Below are 16,898 nucleotides of genomic sequence, written 5' to 3' on the forward strand. Positions count from 1 at the left end.
GTGACAATATGAAAATACTGCAAATTGCCGTCGGGATTATTCGCAACCCGCAAAACCAAATCTTTATCACCCAGCGTGCTGCCGACGCCCATATGGCGAACAAATGGGAGTTTCCTGGCGGAAAAATTGAGGCCGGTGAAACCCCGGAAGCGGCGCTGGTTCGCGAGCTTCAGGAAGAACTTGGGATCACCCCGCTTGGCGCAACGCTGTTTGATAAGCTTGAGTACCAGTTCCCGGACAGACACATCACGCTGTGGTTCTGGCTGGTGGAAAACTGGGAAGGTGAACCCTGGGGGAAAGAGGGGCAGCCGGGTAACTGGGTGGAGCTTCAGGCAAGTGATGCCGAAAAATTCCCGCCAGCTAATGAACCTGTGATCCTGCGGTTAGTCGAACAACCGAAGGCCTGCTAAGCGACGCGCCAGCAGGCTTTACAGATTACTGCTGGTTTTCACTCCAGTCATCGCTGTCCGAAAGATCGCCTTTACTCGGAATGCGTTTCTCTTCCGCCGCCCATTCGCCCAGGTCAATAAGCTGGCAGCGTTTGCAGCAGAATGGGCGGAACGGACTCACTTCGCCCCAGACAACGGTTTTGCCACAGGTCGGGCAGTTTACGGTGGTGACATCAGACATCGGCACTCCTTAACAACAGGCCAGTTCAAAATCGAGCCGTTCCGGCACGGTGCCATTTTCGCTGTCCAGCGGCATAAAGCGAATCGCAAAGCGGCTCTTATGCCCGGAAATTTGCGGATAAAGCTGTTCGCCAAGCGATAAATTCAGGCGCAGAAGATCGGCATCATCACCGTTGTCCTGGTAGAAACCGTTCAGGCTGGTTTGCTTGCGGAACGGCGCTGAGTTACGTATCAGATCGAGGATCAGCGACAGCGTCTGGTGCATCGGCTCCAGGCTTGCCAGCCAGCTGTTCACCTGCGCGTCACGCTGCGCTTGTGGCATATGGAGCCACATATGCAGCGTCGGCAGGTCGAAGCTGCAGCAACCGCCAGGGATGCTCAGGCGCTGGCGCACCAGGCCAATCAGGCGGTCCTCACGCAAAAACTGCCCGACGCGCGGTGCGGCCATCAGGATGCTGCTGCTGGTTTTAAGCTGCTGACGAAGGGAATCGATACGGCTTACGTCCACCCCCGGAACCTCAGCCCATGCCTGCAATTTACGCTGCTGGCGCTCCAGCTCTTTAAGCAATTCTGTGCGGACATCGCCGCGTTCAATCACATCCAGCAGATCGCCTACATTGCGGAAGAAGTGCAACGCCGTAGCGTGATCGTTAACCGGCAGATGTTGTGAAAGCTGCTGAATGAGGAATTCGATGCGCAGCCAGGTACGCATTTTTTCGTTGAGCGGATGCTCAAAAAGGATGTGAGTCGACATTATGGTTTTTCCTGTGCAACGGCCTGCCCGGCTAACGTCAGATACTGCGCGTGCAGACGGGCAACATCCGATGCAATAGCATCTGGTGCGCCGTTATTATCAATAACATCATCCGCCACGGCAAGGCGCTGAGCGCGCGTGGCCTGAGCGGCGAGAATATGTTCAGCATGCTCGCGCGAGACGTGGTCTCGCATCATGGTTCTCTGGATTTGCGTCTCGGGTGCGACATCAATCACCAGTACCCGATCGGCTTTCTGATGCAGCTGATTTTCCACCAGCAGCGGAACCACCCACAAGACATAGGGCGAGCGGGCTTCGGCTATCTGACGCTGTGTTTCCTGGTGGATAATGGGATGGAGCAGGGCATTAAGCCAGGCTTTTTCCGCTGAATCGGAAAAAATGCATTCGCGAAGCTGACGGCGATTTAGCGTGCCATCGGCATTGATGATTGCCTGGCCAAAATGTTCTGCGATGGCCTTAAGCGCGGGTGTATTGGGCTCTACCACCTGGCGGGCAATAATATCGGCATCGATAATCGTGATACCCAAACGAGAAAACGCGTCTGCAACGGTACTTTTGCCACTACCGATGCCACCGGTTAATGCAACGATATACCCCATTAAATCAAATCCTGGGAATTATTCATTATTAAAATCAGTTGATTAAAACTCTCAGGTGCGCCAGCAACTGTTTAGCCCTGTTTACCGGCTTTTTACCAGGTAAATTTATAGGATTGTAGCGTAAAAAAAGAGAATTTCGCAGTCTTGCGGAGCAGGTATTAGTGCGTATGATAGCGTCACTGGAGTTGTGCTTTTAACATATTTGCCTCTAACCCCAGGAATCCGCACATGCGTATCGAAGAAGATCTGAAGTTAGGTTTCAAAGACGTTCTTATCCGCCCTAAACGCTCTACACTGAAAAGTCGCTCAGACGTTGAACTCGAACGTCAATTCACCTTTAAGCATTCCGGTCAGACCTGGTCTGGCGTGCCGATCATCGCTGCCAACATGGATACTGTGGGAACCTTTGAGATGGCAACCGCGCTGGCACAGTTCGACATCCTCACCGCCGTACACAAACATTACAGCCCTGAAGAGTGGGATGCGTTTGTGGCGTCCGCCTCTGCTGATGTGGTGAAGCACGTGATGGTCTCCACCGGTACCTCCGATGCGGATTTCGAGAAGACCAAACAGATCCTGAAGGCTAACCCGGCGCTGAACTTCGTTTGTATTGATGTGGCGAACGGTTACTCCGAGCACTTCGTACAGTTCGTCAGCAAGGCGCGTGAGGCCTGGCCGACGAAAACCATCATCGCGGGCAACGTGGTTACCGGTGAAATGTGTGAAGAGCTGATCCTCTCCGGTGCCGATATCGTGAAAGTGGGCATCGGTCCGGGCTCCGTATGCACCACGCGCGTCAAAACCGGCGTCGGTTATCCGCAGCTCTCTGCCGTCATTGAATGTGCCGATGCGGCGCACGGGCTGGGCGGCCAGATCATCAGCGACGGTGGTTGCACCATGCCGGGTGATGTCGCAAAGGCCTTCGGCGGCGGCGCGGACTTCGTGATGCTCGGCGGTATGCTGGCAGGCCATGAAGAGAGCGGCGGTACCGTCGTTGAAGAGAACGGCGAGAAATTTATGCTGTTCTACGGCATGAGCTCTGAGTCTGCGATGACCCGTCACGTCGGCGGCGTGGCAAAATACCGTGCGGCAGAAGGTAAAACCGTCAAGCTGCCTCTGCGCGGCCCGGTTGAAAACACCGCACGCGATATCCTCGGCGGCCTGCGCTCTGCCTGCACCTACGTTGGCGCCTCCCGCCTGAAAGAGCTGACAAAGCGTACGACGTTTATTCGCGTTCAGGAACAAGAAAACCGCGTATTCAACAGCCTGTAATGGCTATCGCTGGCGCATGCCCGTGCGCCAGCCCTGTTGTACTATCCCGCGCTCATCGCATCTCCCAGGTGGAATATCGGCAGGTACATTGCCACCACCAGCGTACCGATAATGACCCCCGTCACTATCAGAAGCACTGGCTCCAGAAGCGCCGCCAGATTCTCTGCACGTTGAAAGGTCTGTTCCGTGTGATGACGGGCAAGATTTGCCAGCATGATGTCCAGCGCACCTGACATTTCACCGGTTCGTAAAAGCTGAACACAGAGCGGGGTAAAGATTGCCGCTCTTTGAAAGGATGACCAGACGGGAAGGCCTTTTTCAATGTCCTCCCGCACGCCGCGCAGCATTCCCTGCCAGTACTGACTTTCAACGGTCTCCTCGGCACTCTCCAGGCCCTGTAAAAAGGGGATACCCGCCTGTTGCGTGAGTGACAGCACGGTAAAGACGTGTCCCAGCTTTTGACCTTTTGCCAGTGCGCCCATCACGGGCGTACGCAGCAGGATGCACTGCCAGCGAGGATTCTGCCGCAGAGCCCAGGCGACGGCTAAAGGGGCTAATAGCAGGACGAACAACGCAAGGGCATATGACTGCATAAAGGCGGCCATCCCCATAACCATCTGTGTCAGCACGGGAAGCGGGGTATTAAACGTTTTGTAGATCGCGGCAAACTCGGGCAGGACCAGAGTGACCATCGCCAGCACGACGAGCACAGCCAGCGTCAGGACGATCGCCGGGTAGCGCAGCGCCTTTTTCACTTTTGCACTGAGCTGCTGCTGCGCTTTTTGTTGCTGCGCGAGCTGACGACAGCACACCTCCAGCTTCCCCGTCAGCTCTCCGGTTTTCACCATCGAGACATGCAGCGGGCTAAAAACGGCTGGCCACTTTTTTAGCGACTCAGAAAACGGGCATCCTTCACTGAGCTCATCGGCAATGCTTTGCAGCAGCGCCTGCCACGGTTTTAACGGATGTTGCTCTGCCAGCATTTGCAGGCTGTGGGACAGCGTCAGCCCAGCCTGCAGCAGCGAGGCGAGCTGATGAAACATCTCGCCGCAGTGGTGTGGACGCCAGCGGTGTCGCTGCGTGCATCGGGTCAGCGTCAGAGGATGGAGGTCGTTACGCATCAGCCGGGTGAAGACCGCATTGCGGTCTGTGGCCCAGAGTGTCCCGCTTCGGGGTTCTCCATCTTTGGTGAGCGCACGCCAGCGCCAGAGCTGATTAGCCGCCATTGGGCATTCCCAGGACGCGCAACAACTCTTCAATCGTGGTTAGCCCTTGTTCGACGGCCCTGCAGCCGTGTTCAAAAAGAGAAACCATCCCCGCCTGCCGGGCGCTCGCCTCTATGACGTCAGTTCCCGCCCCGCTGGCAATGGCCTGCTGCAGGGCATTGTCGATGGCGAGTACTTCAAAAATGGCCACGCGGCCATAAAAGCCGTGATAACAGCGATCGCAGCCGGTGGGCTGCCAGCGTGGAAGCGGCCTGGGCCATACTGAGCGAGGTAGTTGAGCCTGATCGCGGGTTTCCCGGCGACAATGTGGGCACAAACGCCGGACCAGTCGCTGGGCAATCACCATCGTCAGCGCGGAAGAAATCATCCAGCGCGCGACGCCCATCTGCTCCAGGCGAATCAGCGTTTCCGTCGTCGAGTTGGTGTGCAGAGTCGACAGCACCAGATGCCCGGTCTGGGCAGCATTAATGGCAATCCCGGCCGTTTCTCCGTCACGGATTTCGCCGACCATAATGATGTCGGGATCCTGACGTAGCAGTGCGCGCAGCACGTTATGGAAGGTTAAACCCGCCCGGGGATTAATCTGCGTCTGGTTTAATCCGGCAAGGGGGATCTCAATAGGATCTTCCACGCTGCAGATGTTGACGTCAGGGGTGTTACGCGACTGCAGCGCGCTGTACAGCGTCACGGTTTTGCCGCTGCCGGTAGGGCCGGTGACCAGAATCAGCCCCTGCGGCTGGTGGAGAACCGCATTAAAACAGGCCAACTGTTCAGCATTCATGCCAAGCGCTTTCGGCTCAAGGGCCTGCGGAACCTGATGCAGGAGGCGCAGCACAATTTTTTCGCCGCCGCTGCAGGGAAGCGTCGCGATCCGAAACGAGACCGGCTCATTGGCCAGTTCAATCGTAAACTGGCCGTCCTGAGGCAGCCGGCGTTCTGCAATATCCAGGTTACCCAGCACTTTTAAACGTGCGCTTAACAGGTTAGCCAGTTCAGCGGCAAGCGGAGGCTGCGGACAAAGCACGCCGTCGATACGTAAACGAATCTGGCACGCGTGCTCCATCGGTTCGATATGAATATCAGAGGCGCGCTGGTTAATTGCCTGCTGCAGCGTGTGGTTAAGGACATCTACCGTGGAGTGTGTTTGCGAAACGCCGGGCAGATGCGATTGTGACGTTAGCTGCCGGTGTTTTTCCATGCGCTCCGCGCTCCAGCACTCAATATCAATCCGTTTCTGGATCGCGAAACGCAGCGCCTCCATGAGTTCGGTCGCGGGCTTTCCCACGACGGCAATGTTGATCCTCTCACTGTCGCTGGATAGCAGCAGTGCGTGATGGCGAAGACAAAGCGCCACGAGTTGATCGGTATTCATTCTCCGCTCCTCAGTTATTGCTGAAGCGGAAAACGTCTTCGCAGGCCTGCTTCAGAGCGCTATCAGCACTGATGTTGCAGACGCGCGTCCAGCCCGTCATCCCGTTGCCGTTGTTCCACTGCGGCGTCATGACCACTTCCAGCCCGTTAAGACTTTCCTGTCCTGTTAAGGTCACGATCCCTTTCGCTACGCTCATTCCGGAAACGTAGCGTGTCGTGGTGGGGGAAGGGATGCCGTTGCTGTTGGCATCGCAGCTCTCCACACCACCGTGATCCAGCGCGCAAAGTTCAATGGCGGTGCGGTAGGGAACGAAGGTTTGCAGCATATCGGTCAGCGCCGCTTTGCGCAGGTAGTTCTGATAGGCAGGTATGCCGATGGCGCTCAGAATCGCAATAATGCCGATGACCACCATCAGCTCAATAAGAGTGAATCCGTGTTGTCTGTTCATATCTGCTCCTTACGTTAAGTGGCGCTACTTTGTCAGCGCAAAAGGGCAGAAACGAGGGGCAAAAAAGGGAACGGGAAAGCGCATTCAGAGAATTAATGCGGTGTTGCAGGAAAGAACAGCGGATTTGCGAGCGGGGCTGAAATTCCCCTCTCCAGGCGGAGAGGGGAGGAATCACTATTTAAAACGCATCGAGAGGTCGAGGGCGCGAACGTGCTTGGTCAGCGCGCCGACTGAGATGTAATCCACGCCGGTTTCGGCGAATTCACGGATCGTTTCGAAGGTGACGTTCCCGGAGACTTCGAGCTGGGCCCGGCCATTGGTCAGTTTTACCGCCTCACGCATCTGCTCGGTTTCGAAGTTATCGAGCATGATGATATCGGCCCCGGCCTTAATCGCCTGCTCCAGCTCGTCCAGGTTTTCCACTTCTACTTCAACCGGCACATCCGGATGCAGCCAGAAGGCCTTCTCCACCGCCTGACGTACGGAACCCGATGCAATAATGTGGTTCTCTTTAATCAGGAAAGCGTCGGACAGGCCCAGACGATGGTTTGCGCCGCCGCCGCAGAGCACCGCGTACTTCAGCGCCGTGCGCAGGCCCGGCAGCGTTTTGCGGGTATCCAGCAGCTGGGTTCGGGTGCCGGCCAGCAGGTCAACGTAACGACGCACTTCGCTGGCGACGCCAGAGAGCGTTTGTACAAAATTGAGCGCGGTACGTTCGCCGGTCAGCAAGACGCGGGAAGGGCCGTCCAGCTCGAAAAGCGGCTGATTTGGCGTGACGCTATCGCCGTCCTCCACGTGCCATGTGACCTGCACATCATCGCCCGCCAGCTGGGTAAAGACCTCTTCAACCCAGCGCTTGCCGCAAAAAACACCCTCTTCACGGGTGATAATGACCGCGTGGGAGCGCGTCTCTTTCGGCAACAATTGTGCGGTAATATCTTTATCGGCATTGATGTCACCGCCCAGATCTTCTTTCAAAGCATGGGCAACGCTTGCCGGAATATCCATATTAATACGTTCCAGAAGCGCTTCACGTCGGTGGTCGGGGTTGTAGCGGCGAGGCGGCATGATAAAACTCCAAATTGGTAACGAATCAAAATATTGAAACATGCTACTCTGAACCGAGTAACAGCACCATACATAAGGAGTTCCAGCATGTTGTTAGAAAACGGATGGCTGGTGGATGCGCGGCATGTGCCTTCGCCGCACCACGACTGCCGCCCGGAGGATGAAAAGCCCACACTGCTGGTGGTTCATAATATTAGTCTCCCGCCGGGGGAATTTGGCGGCCCGTGGATCGATGCGTTATTCACGGGAACGATAGATCCCGATGCCCATCCTTTCTTTGCTGAGATTGCGCATCTACGCGTGTCGGCTCATTGCCTGATTCGTCGCGATGGTGAAGTGGTTCAGTATGTTCCCTTTGATAAGCGCGCCTGGCATGCCGGGGTGTCGATGTATCACGGGCGCGAACGGTGCAACGATTTTTCTATCGGGATCGAACTGGAAGGCACGGATACCACGCCCTACACCGATTCACAGTATCAACAGCTAGCGGCTCTGACCCGCACGCTTATCGGACTTTACCCGGCCATCGCCGACAATATTACCGGGCACAGCGATATCGCTCCGGCGAGAAAAACCGATCCCGGCCCGGCATTTGACTGGCCGCGGTTCCGCGCCATGCTCACCGCGTCGTCAGAATAAGGAGATACCATGACGTTGTTTACCATGCTGCTGGTTATCATCGCTGAACGCCTGTTCAAGCTCGGTGAGCACTGGCATCTGGATCACCGGCTGGAGGCGTTATTCCGCCGTATCAAGCACTTTTCCATGCTGCGCACGCTGCTGATGATGGCGGGTGTGATGGTGATTACGTTCCTGCTGCTGCGCGCGCTGTATGGACTCTTTTTCAACGTGCCGCTGTTGGTGGTGTGGATCCTGCTCGGCGTGCTGTGCATTGGTGCGGGCAAGGTGCGTTTGCACTATCACGCGTACCTGAAAGCCGCCTCCCGTGACGATGCCCATGCGCGCAATGCCATGGCGAGCGAGCTGACGATGATCCACGGCGTGCCGCCGGACTGCGACGAGCGCGAGTTCCTGCGCGAACTGCAGAACGCGCTGCTGTGGATTAACTTCCGTTACTACCTGGCGCCGCTGTTCTGGTTTGTGGTGGGCGGTCCATGGGGACCGGTCTTGCTGATGGGGTATGCGTTCCTGCGCGCCTGGCAGACCTGGCTTGCCCGCTATCTGACGCCGCACGAGCGTTTGCTGTCCGGCATTGATGCCATCCTGCACGTGGTTGACTGGCTTCCGGTGCGTCTGGTGGGCGTGGTGTACGCGTTAATTGGCCACGGTGAAAAAGCGCTGCCCGCGTGGTTCGCCTCGCTTGCCGACCGCCATACGTCGCAGTATCAGGTGTTAACGCGTCTGGCGCAGTTCTCGCTGGCGCGCGAGCCGCATACCGACAAGATTGAAACGCCGAAAGCCGCTGTCTCCATGGCGAAGAAAGCGTCGTTCGTGGTGGTTGTGGTCGTGGCGTTGCTGACGATCTACGGCACGCTGGTGTAAGCCAGCGCGCCGCAAAGACTAAAGCGTATCCGCAGGCGGGATGCCGAAATCAGGCATCCCGTTTTCGTCCCAGCGGACGAGCTTCAGGCGGGTATGGCGGTTTGGATCGTACAGCGGATCGCCCTCAATTTCGGTGTAGTTCCGCGCGTGATACACCAGCACATCCTCCCCTTCCGGCGTTTGCGTAAAGCTGTTGTGTCCCGGGCCGTACTGGCGATTTTCGTAGCTGGTGGCGAATACGGGGCGCGGGGATTTGTGCCAGTTCAATGGGTTTTGCGGATCGGCATTCAGGTCTATCCACAGCAGCCCCATGCAGTAGTTCTCGTCGGTGGCGCTGGCGGAATAGCTGATAAACAGTTTGTTGCCATGGAACAGCACCGCCGGGCCTTCGTTGACCCAAAACCCGCGACACTCCCAGTCATACTCCGGCTTGCTGAGCATCACCGGCTCGCCTTTCAGCGTCCACGGATTCGCCATTTCACACAGATAAAGGTTGGAGTTCCCGGAGATGTCCGGCGCTTTTTGCGCCCACAGATACCAGCGTTTGCCCTGATGCACAAAGGTGGTGGCGTCCAGCGCGAAGGTGTCGAACGGGGTTTTTATCTGCCCTTTTTCCACCCACGTGCCGGTGAGCGGATCGCTGTCGGCACATTCAATGGCAAACATGCGGTGCTGAAACATCCCGAGCGCGTCGAGCGCCTGGGTGTGCGTCGCGGCAAAATAGATGTACCACTTTCCGTCAATGTGGTGCAGTTCCGGCGCCCATATCAGCTGGCTCATTGGTCCGGCGTCGGGTTTACGCCAGACCACCACCTCTGCGGCATGACGTAAGCCTTCCAGCGAGTCTGCACGGCGGATCGCCAGCCTGTCGTACTGCGGCACGGAGGCGATAAAGTAATATTGCCCATCGTGGCGCAGGATATACGGGTCGGCGCGTTGTTCAATAAACGGGTTTGGCCAGGTTTGCATTCGGCTTTCCTTATTTAGTCTCAGCGGCTTTCAGTTCCTGATAATCGCTCAGCTCGTGGTAGTTGGTGCGGCGCTTTTCCAGATCGGCCTGGATCTGCTTCATGGTTTCACGATCCACCTTCAGCAGGCGCACCACGCCCGCGGTAATCAAATAACCCACCCCCGGGATAACGGTAAACAGCAGCACAATCCCGTTCAGGGCGTCTGCGCTTTGCGCTTTCGCCCCCGCGTCGTAGCCGTACCAGGAGAGCAGAAAACCGACCATCGCCCCGGCAATCGCCAGCCCCAGCTTGAGGAAGAAGATGTTGCCCGAGAAGCTGATGCCGGTGATGCGTTTCCCGGTTTTCCACTCGCCGTAGTCATCCACGTCGGCCATCAGCGACCAGTGCAGCGGAGACGGGATCTGGTGCAGGATGTTCAGCAGGACGTAGAGCACCACGATGGTGACGGTCGCTTTCGGGTCGAAGAAATAAAAGGCGCAGGAGAAAATCGCCAGCACGATGTTGGTCCAGAAGAAGACCTTCAGCTTGCACCAGCGGTCGGTCAGCACTTTTGCCAGCACGCTGCCGAGCATCATGCCGACAACGCCCAGGCTGATAAACAGCGTGGCGAAGTGGGTGCTCTGGCCCATGACCCAGGTGACGTAATACATGGTGGCCGCCATGCGGATAAAGCCGGGGCAGACGTTGCAGAGCGTCAGGAGCAGAATGCGCACCCACTGGTCGTTCTTCCACACGTCTTTCAGGTCGTTTTTCAACTGGTCATTGGTCTGGACTGCCGGGCGCACGCGCTCGCGCACGGTGGCGAAGCAGAACAGGAACATGCAGGTGCCAATCAGCGCCAGCACGGTCATGGCCATCTGGTAGCCTTTGGCTTTGTTGTCCCCGCCAAACCAGTCTGCCATGGGCAGCAGCGTTAATGAGAGCAGCAGCGTGGCGATGCCGACCAGCACGAAGCGATACGACTGGCAGGCGACGCGCTCTTTTGGATCGTTAGTGATCACCCCGCCCAGCGAGCAGTAGGGGATGTTGATGGCGGTGTAGGTGAGCGACAGCAGGAAGTAGGTGACAAAGGCATAGATAACTTTGCTGTTATAGCTCCACTCTGGCGTGGTGAACATCAGGATGCTGAACAGCGCGTACGGGAAAGCGATCCAAAGCAGCCATGGACGAAACCGGCCATATTTGCTGCGGGTGCGGTCGGCAATCGCGCCCATGATCGGGTCCGTAACGGCGTCAATCACGCGGACGGACAGCAGCAGCACGCCGACCAGCGCAGGGGCCAGACCAAAAATATCCGTATAAAAATAGTTAACAAACAGCATGATGGCGCCGAAGATGATGTTACATCCGGCGTCGCCCATCCCATAGCCGATCTTTTCTTTTACTGACAGCTTTGCGTTATCCATAGACTGCTCTCCGGGTTACGGTATGGAGAGAATTATTTGCTGGCGAAGGGATATATGCGTTGCAGTATCAGGGCGGTGATATGGATAAATGCGCTGTGGGCGTGAAAGTGTGAAGGAGGTAACAACGCGCGGCACCCGCAAAAGCAGGCACCGCGGTGGGAGGCTTAGTGCGCCTTCATGGCATTACGGCTTTTCTGACTGAAGAGATAGCCAACGCCGAGTACTGCAATCCAGACCGGGATCAGGTAGACGGAAATCGCCATACCTGGGGTGATCAGCATGATCACCAGCACGGCCGCCATGAACAGCAGGCAGATCCAGTTACCCAGCGGATAGAGCAGGGCAGGGAAGCGCGTGGTGACGCCCTGCTGCTGCTTCGCGCGGCGGAACTTCATGTGCGCCAGGCTGATCATCGCCCAGTTGATGACCAGCGCAGAGACCACCAGCGCCATCAGCAGGCCAAACGCCGATTCCGGTGCCATGTAGTTAATGAGCACGCACAGGGCGGTCACGATGGCGGAAACAATGATGGTATTCACCGGCACGCCACGTTTATCAACGTTAAGCAGCATCTTCGGCGCGTTACCCTGCTGGGCGAGGCCGAACAGCATGCGGCTGTTGCAGTATACGCAGCTGTTGTAAACGGAGAGCGCTGCGGTCAGCACCACGATGTTCAGCGCGTTGGCGACAAAGGTATCGCCCAGCTCGTGGAAGATCAGCACAAACGGGCTGGTGTCAGCAGTCACGCGCGTCCACGGCAGCAGGGAGAGCAGCACCGCCAGTGAGCCCACATAGAAGATCAGGATGCGGTAGATAACCTGATTTGTGGCTTTCGGGATGCTCTGCTCAGGGTTGTCGGCTTCTGCGGCGGTGATGCCCACCAGCTCCAGGCCGCCGAAGGAGAACATAATGATCGCCATCATCATCACCAGGCCGGTCATGCCGTGAGGCAGGAAGCCACCCTGTTCCCAGAGGTTGCGCACCGTGGCCTGCGGGCCGCCGTTGCCGCTGAACAGCAGCCAGCCGCCGAAGATAATCATCGCCACCACGGCAATGACCTTGATGATGGCAAACCAGAACTCCATCTCCCCGAACACTTTAACGTTGGTCAGGTTAATGGCGTTGATAATGACGAAGAAGGCTGCAGCAGAAGCCCAGGTTGGGATTTCGGGATACCAGAACTGAATGTATTTCCCGACGGCGGTCAGTTCGGCCATGGCAACCAGAACGTACAGCACCCAGTAGTTCCAGCCCGAGGCGAAACCGGCAAAGCTGCCCCAGTACTTATAGGCAAAGTGGCTGAAGGAGCCTGCGACCGGCTCTTCCACGACCATTTCGCCCAGCTGGCGCATGATCAGAAAAGCAATGAAACCCGCAATCGCGTAACCCAAAATAATGCCCGGACCGGCAGACTGGATAACGGATGCGCTGCCCAGAAACAGGCCGGTACCAATCGCACCGCCCAGTGCGATGAGCTGAATATGGCGGTTTTTAAGCCCGCGCTTTAGCTGATCGCCGTGCTGTTGAGCTTCCATTTGAAACCTCGTGTGTGGTTGTTATGTTCACGCTGAGCGTGTGTAATTATGAAAATCCATATTCTGTATTTATTTCTTTACGGTAAACGAGACCGAAAAAAGCGGAGATGACTTCCGTAAGCGCCAGAATAGTGGTAAGTGCCTGCGAATGCACCTGCTTTATGAAGGGGTGATGACGACTTGAATAAAAAGAAAGCATTTGTAAATCGGCCCGCTCGTTGTTCCTCACCCAACCTATAGAATAGAAATGCGCCTTAAGTGGGCGAATTTTCATTATTTGCCTTGTTGAATCGCTTCAGATTGCAAAAACCCTCGTTTCATTATGGTTAAAACTCCCTCTTTGGGGGTAATCAACTCATTTGTGCAAAGTTACATTTCTGAAACGTTATTTCTGTAAGGTTGTTAAAATGTGCAGGGTTTACTGATTTCAATCAAAACCAATATGGACAGAAGGTGAATACTTTGTTACTTTAGCGATACGAAATAGAAATTGGTAAGACCAATTGACTCCGGGCAAAAAGGCGTAAGACAGGGAATATGGCCTACAGCAAAATTCGCCAACCAAAACTATCTGATGTGATTGAGCAGCAGCTGGAGTTTTTAATCCTCGAAGGGACTCTGCGCCCGGGTGAGAAACTTCCGCCAGAACGCGAACTGGCAAAACAGTTCGACGTTTCACGTCCCTCTCTGCGTGAGGCGATTCAACGCCTCGAAGCAAAGGGCTTGCTGCTTCGTCGCCAGGGCGGCGGAACCTTTGTGCAAAACAGCCTGTGGCAGAGCTTCAGCGATCCGCTGGTAGAACTTCTCTCTGACCACCCAGAATCCCAGTTTGACCTGCTTGAGACCCGTCACGCGCTGGAAGGTATTGCGGCCTATTACGCCGCCCTTCGCAGCACTGATGAAGATCGCGTGCGTATCCGCGAGCTGCATCAGGCCATTGAACGGGCACAGCAGTCCGGCGATTTAGACGCCGAGTCCAGCGCCGTCGTCCAGTATCAAATTGCCGTCACCGAAGCGGCCCACAACGTGGTGCTCCTCCATCTGCTACGCTGCATGGAGCCGATGCTGGCCCAGAACGTTCGTCAAAATTTTGAATTGTTGTATGCCCGTCGGGACATGCTCCCACTGGTAAGCAACCATCGCACCCGAGTATTCGAGGCGATAATGGCCGGGGAACCGGAGCAGGCGCGCGAAGCGTCGCACCGCCATCTGGCTTTCATTGAGGAAATCTTGCTGGACCGCAGCCGTGAACAATCGCGTCGCGAACGTTCATTACGCCGCATACAGCAACGAAAGGATTAAGCGCCAGGTACTTTTAGAGCGCGGCAACTAAACGCAGAACCTGTCTTATTGTGTTCTTGCCCAAGAGCACAATGGGACAGGTTCCAGACAAATCAACGTATTAGATAGATAAGGAATACCCCCATGTCAGAACGTCTCCAAAATGACGTGGATCCGATCGAAACTCGCGACTGGCTACAGGCGATCGAATCGGTCATCCGTGAAGAAGGTGTTGAGCGCGCTCAGTATCTGATTGATCAGCTGCTTTCTGAAGCCCGCAAAGGCGGCGTGAAGGTTGCTTCAGGTGCAGGGGCTAGCAACTACGTAAACACGATTGCCGTTGAAGACGAACCGGAATACCCGGGCAATCTGGATCTGGAACGTCGTATCCGTTCTGCAATCCGCTGGAACGCCATCATGACCGTTCTGCGCGCATCCAAGAAAGACCTGGAACTGGGTGGCCACATGGCGTCCTTCCAGTCTTCTGCGACCGTTTACGAAGTGTGCTTCAACCACTTCTTCCGTGCAGCGAACGAGAAAGACGGCGGCGATCTGGTGTACTTCCAGGGCCACATCTCTCCGGGCATCTATGCACGTGCATTCCTGGAAGGTCGTCTGACTGAAGAGCAGATGAACAACTTCCGTCAGGAAGTTCACGGTAAAGGTCTGTCTTCTTACCCGCACCCTAAACTGATGCCTGAATTCTGGCAGTTCCCAACCGTATCAATGGGTCTGGGCCCAATCGGTGCGATCTACCAGGCGAAATTCCTGAAGTATCTGGAACACCGTGGTCTGAAAGACACCTCTGAGCAGACCGTATACGCCTTCCTGGGCGACGGCGAAATGGATGAGCCAGAATCTAAAGGCGCGATCACCATCGCGACCCGTGAGAAGCTGGACAACCTGTGCTTCATCATCAACTGTAACCTGCAGCGTCTGGATGGTCCGGTAACCGGTAACGGCAAGATCATCAACGAACTGGAAGGCATCTTCGCAGGTGCTGGCTGGAACGTGATCAAAGTCATGTGGGGTTCCCGTTGGGACGAACTGCTGCGTAAAGACACCAGCGGTAAACTGATCCAGCTGATGAACGAAACCGTTGACGGTGACTACCAGACCTTCAAATCCAAAGACGGTGCCTACGTGCGTGAGCACTTCTTCGGCAAATATCCAGAAACCGCAGCCCTGGTTGCAGACTGGACTGATGAGCAGATCTGGGCCCTGAACCGCGGTGGTCACGATCCGAAGAAAATTTACGCTGCACTGAAAAAAGCGCGTGAAACCAAAGGTAAAGCGACTGTAATCCTGGCCCACACCATCAAAGGTTACGGCATGGGTGATACCGCAGAAGGTAAGAACATCGCTCACCAGGTTAAGAAAATGAACATGGACGGCGTGCGCTATATCCGCGACCGTTTCAACGTTCCAGTGACCGATGAGCAGGTCGAAAACCTGTCTTACATCACCTTCCCGGAAGGCTCCGAAGAGCACAAGTACCTGCACGAACGTCGTCAGGCGCTGAAAGGCTACCTGCCAGCTCGTCAGCCTAACTTCACCGAGAAGCTGGAACTGCCAGCGCTGGAAGACTTCTCTCAGCTGCTGGAAGAGCAGAACAAAGAGATCTCTACCACTATCGCTTTCGTTCGTGCCCTGAACGTGATGCTGAAGAACAAGTCGATCAAAGATCGCCTGGTGCCAATCATCGCCGACGAAGCGCGTACTTTCGGTATGGAAGGTCTGTTCCGTCAGATCGGTATCTACAGCCCGAACGGCCAGCAGTACACCCCGCAGGACCGTGAGCAGGTTGCATACTACAAAGAAGACGAGAAAGGTCAGATCCTGCAGGAAGGTATCAACGAGCTGGGCGCAGGCGCATCCTGGCTGGCCGCTGCGACCTCTTACAGCACCAACAACCTGCCGATGATCCCGTTCTACATTTACTACTCCATGTTCGGGTTCCAGCGTATCGGTGACCTGTGCTGGCAGGCAGGCGACCAGCAGGCTCGCGGCTTCCTGATCGGTGGTACTTCCGGTCGTACGACCCTGAACGGTGAAGGTCTGCAGCACGAAGATGGTCACAGCCACATTCAGTCTCTGACTATCCCTAACTGTATCTCTTACGACCCGTCTTACGCGTACGAAGTGGCAGTCATCATGCATGACGGTCTGCAGCGCATGTACGGTGAAGCGCAGGAGAACATTTACTACTACATCACCACCCTGAACGAAAACTACCACATGCCGGCAATGCCAGCAGGTGCCGAGGAAGGTATCCGTAAAGGTATCTACAAACTCGAAACCATCGAAGGTAGCAAAGGTAAAGTTCAGCTGCTGGGCTCCGGTTCTATCCTGCGTCACGTTCGTGAAGCAGCGCAGATCCTGGCGAAAGACTACGGTGTCGGTTCCGACGTGTACTCTGTGACCTCCTTCACTGAACTGGCGCGTGATGGCCAGGATTGTGAGCGCTGGAACATGCTGCACCCACTGGAAACCCCACGCGTACCGTACATCGCTCAGGTGATGAACGACGCGCCAGCGGTGGCGTCTACTGACTATATGAAACTGTTCGCTGAGCAGGTTCGTACTTACGTTCCAGCTGATGATTATCGCGTTCTGGGTACTGACGGCTTCGGTCGTTCTGACAGCCGCGAAAACCTGCGTCACCACTTCGAAGTTGATGCTTCTTACGTGGTTGTAGCAGCACTGGGCGAACTGGCTAAACGTGGCGAAATCGATAAGAAAGTGGTTGCAGACGCAATTACCAAATTCAACATCGATGCAGAAAAAGTTAACCCGCGTCTGGCGTAAGAGGT

At 55.9% G+C, this 16,898-nt stretch carries 17 protein-coding genes; 6 read left to right on the plus strand and 11 right to left on the minus strand.

Annotated features, from left to right (window positions below):
- Positions 1 to 8 precede the first annotated feature (8 nt).
- Positions 9 to 410, plus strand: coding sequence for an 8-oxo-dGTP diphosphatase MutT (gene mutT / locus HMPREF3143_RS09805; RefSeq protein WP_070532915.1), 402 nt, complete (start codon positions 9 to 11; stop codon positions 408 to 410).
- A gap of 25 nt (positions 411 to 435) precedes the next feature.
- Here mutT and yacG read toward each other — a convergent pair whose 3' ends face one another.
- Genes yacG through coaE form a run of 3 tightly spaced genes read right to left on the minus strand, consistent with a single transcriptional unit; the run spans position 436 to position 2,003 of the window.
- Positions 436 to 630: a DNA gyrase inhibitor YacG gene (yacG, locus tag HMPREF3143_RS09810; protein ID WP_023615920.1), complete on the minus strand. Its 195-nt coding sequence runs from the start codon at positions 628 to 630 to the stop codon at positions 436 to 438.
- A 9-nt stretch (positions 631 to 639) separates the two neighbouring features.
- Positions 640 to 1,383: a cell division protein ZapD gene (gene zapD / locus HMPREF3143_RS09815; RefSeq protein WP_008501972.1), complete on the minus strand. Its 744-nt coding sequence runs from the start codon at positions 1,381 to 1,383 to the stop codon at positions 640 to 642.
- Positions 1,383 to 2,003 carry a dephospho-CoA kinase gene (gene coaE / locus HMPREF3143_RS09820; protein WP_008501971.1) on the minus strand — a complete coding sequence of 207 codons (621 nt, stop codon included), beginning with the start codon at positions 2,001 to 2,003 and terminating at the stop codon, positions 1,383 to 1,385. The genes zapD and coaE overlap by 1 nt, the downstream gene beginning before the upstream one ends.
- A 228-nt stretch (positions 2,004 to 2,231) precedes the next feature.
- Between coaE and HMPREF3143_RS09825 the strand changes: the two genes are divergently transcribed.
- Entirely contained in the window at positions 2,232 to 3,275 is a 1,044-nt protein-coding gene (locus HMPREF3143_RS09825) for a GMP reductase (RefSeq protein ID WP_023293282.1), read from the plus strand.
- Positions 3,276 to 3,316: 41 nt separating this feature from the next.
- Here the strand turns inward: HMPREF3143_RS09825 and hofC are convergent, their stop codons facing one another.
- The 4 genes from hofC to nadC all read right to left on the minus strand — a co-directional run bounded on the left by hofC (position 3,317) and on the right by nadC (position 7,389).
- Positions 3,317 to 4,501 carry a protein transport protein HofC gene (hofC, locus tag HMPREF3143_RS09830; protein WP_070532918.1) on the minus strand — a complete coding sequence of 395 codons (1,185 nt, stop codon included), beginning with the start codon at positions 4,499 to 4,501 and terminating at the stop codon, positions 3,317 to 3,319.
- Positions 4,491 to 5,873: a type II secretion system protein GspE gene (gspE, locus tag HMPREF3143_RS09835; RefSeq protein ID WP_070532921.1), complete on the minus strand. Its 1,383-nt coding sequence runs from the start codon at positions 5,871 to 5,873 to the stop codon at positions 4,491 to 4,493. The genes hofC and gspE overlap by 11 nt, the downstream gene beginning before the upstream one ends.
- A gap of 10 nt (positions 5,874 to 5,883) precedes the next feature.
- A complete protein-coding gene (ppdD, locus tag HMPREF3143_RS09840; RefSeq protein WP_008501967.1) occupies positions 5,884 to 6,321 on the minus strand; it encodes a prepilin peptidase-dependent pilin in 438 nt (145 codons plus the stop codon).
- Between the two features lie 174 nt (positions 6,322 to 6,495).
- Positions 6,496 to 7,389: a carboxylating nicotinate-nucleotide diphosphorylase gene (gene nadC / locus HMPREF3143_RS09845; protein WP_070532930.1), complete on the minus strand. Its 894-nt coding sequence runs from the start codon at positions 7,387 to 7,389 to the stop codon at positions 6,496 to 6,498.
- A gap of 87 nt (positions 7,390 to 7,476) precedes the next feature.
- Between nadC and ampD the strand changes: the two genes are divergently transcribed.
- Positions 7,477 to 8,028: a 1,6-anhydro-N-acetylmuramyl-L-alanine amidase AmpD gene (ampD, locus tag HMPREF3143_RS09850; RefSeq protein WP_021240513.1), complete on the plus strand. Its 552-nt coding sequence runs from the start codon at positions 7,477 to 7,479 to the stop codon at positions 8,026 to 8,028.
- A 9-nt stretch (positions 8,029 to 8,037) separates the two neighbouring features.
- On the plus strand, positions 8,038 to 8,892 hold the full coding sequence (gene ampE / locus HMPREF3143_RS09855; protein ID WP_070532933.1) for a beta-lactamase regulator AmpE: 855 nt from the start codon (positions 8,038 to 8,040) through the stop codon (positions 8,890 to 8,892).
- A gap of 18 nt (positions 8,893 to 8,910) precedes the next feature.
- Here ampE and HMPREF3143_RS09860 read toward each other — a convergent pair whose 3' ends face one another.
- The 4 genes from HMPREF3143_RS09860 to HMPREF3143_RS09875 form a co-directional block, all read right to left on the minus strand.
- Positions 8,911 to 9,861 carry a glycoside hydrolase family 43 protein gene (locus HMPREF3143_RS09860; protein WP_070532936.1) on the minus strand — a complete coding sequence of 317 codons (951 nt, stop codon included), beginning with the start codon at positions 9,859 to 9,861 and terminating at the stop codon, positions 8,911 to 8,913.
- A 10-nt stretch (positions 9,862 to 9,871) separates the two neighbouring features.
- Entirely contained in the window at positions 9,872 to 11,269 is a 1,398-nt protein-coding gene (locus HMPREF3143_RS09865) for a glycoside-pentoside-hexuronide (GPH):cation symporter (protein ID WP_070532939.1), read from the minus strand.
- Between the two features lie 164 nt (positions 11,270 to 11,433).
- Positions 11,434 to 12,804 (minus strand): aromatic amino acid transporter AroP, encoded by a 1,371-nt coding sequence (gene aroP, locus HMPREF3143_RS09870; protein ID WP_008501961.1) that lies wholly within the window; start codon positions 12,802 to 12,804, stop codon positions 11,434 to 11,436.
- 46 nt (positions 12,805 to 12,850) lie between these two features.
- Positions 12,851 to 13,078: a hypothetical protein gene (locus tag HMPREF3143_RS09875; RefSeq protein ID WP_023293274.1), complete on the minus strand. Its 228-nt coding sequence runs from the start codon at positions 13,076 to 13,078 to the stop codon at positions 12,851 to 12,853.
- Between the two features lie 263 nt (positions 13,079 to 13,341).
- On the opposite strand from HMPREF3143_RS09875, the gene pdhR reads away from it, so the two are divergent.
- Together pdhR and aceE are read left to right on the plus strand one after the other, a co-directional pair.
- Entirely contained in the window at positions 13,342 to 14,106 is a 765-nt protein-coding gene (gene pdhR / locus HMPREF3143_RS09880; protein WP_008501960.1) for a pyruvate dehydrogenase complex transcriptional repressor PdhR, read from the plus strand.
- Positions 14,107 to 14,229: 123 nt separating this feature from the next.
- Positions 14,230 to 16,893, plus strand: a complete 2,664-nt coding sequence (aceE, locus tag HMPREF3143_RS09885) for a pyruvate dehydrogenase (acetyl-transferring), homodimeric type (protein WP_008501959.1) — start codon at positions 14,230 to 14,232, stop codon at positions 16,891 to 16,893.
- Positions 16,894 to 16,898: the final 5 nt, after the last annotated feature.

Origin of the sequence: Enterobacter sp. HMSC16D10, from assembly GCF_001807145.1 — a bacterium.
GTDB classification, from domain to species: domain Bacteria; phylum Pseudomonadota; class Gammaproteobacteria; order Enterobacterales; family Enterobacteriaceae; genus Enterobacter; species Enterobacter roggenkampii.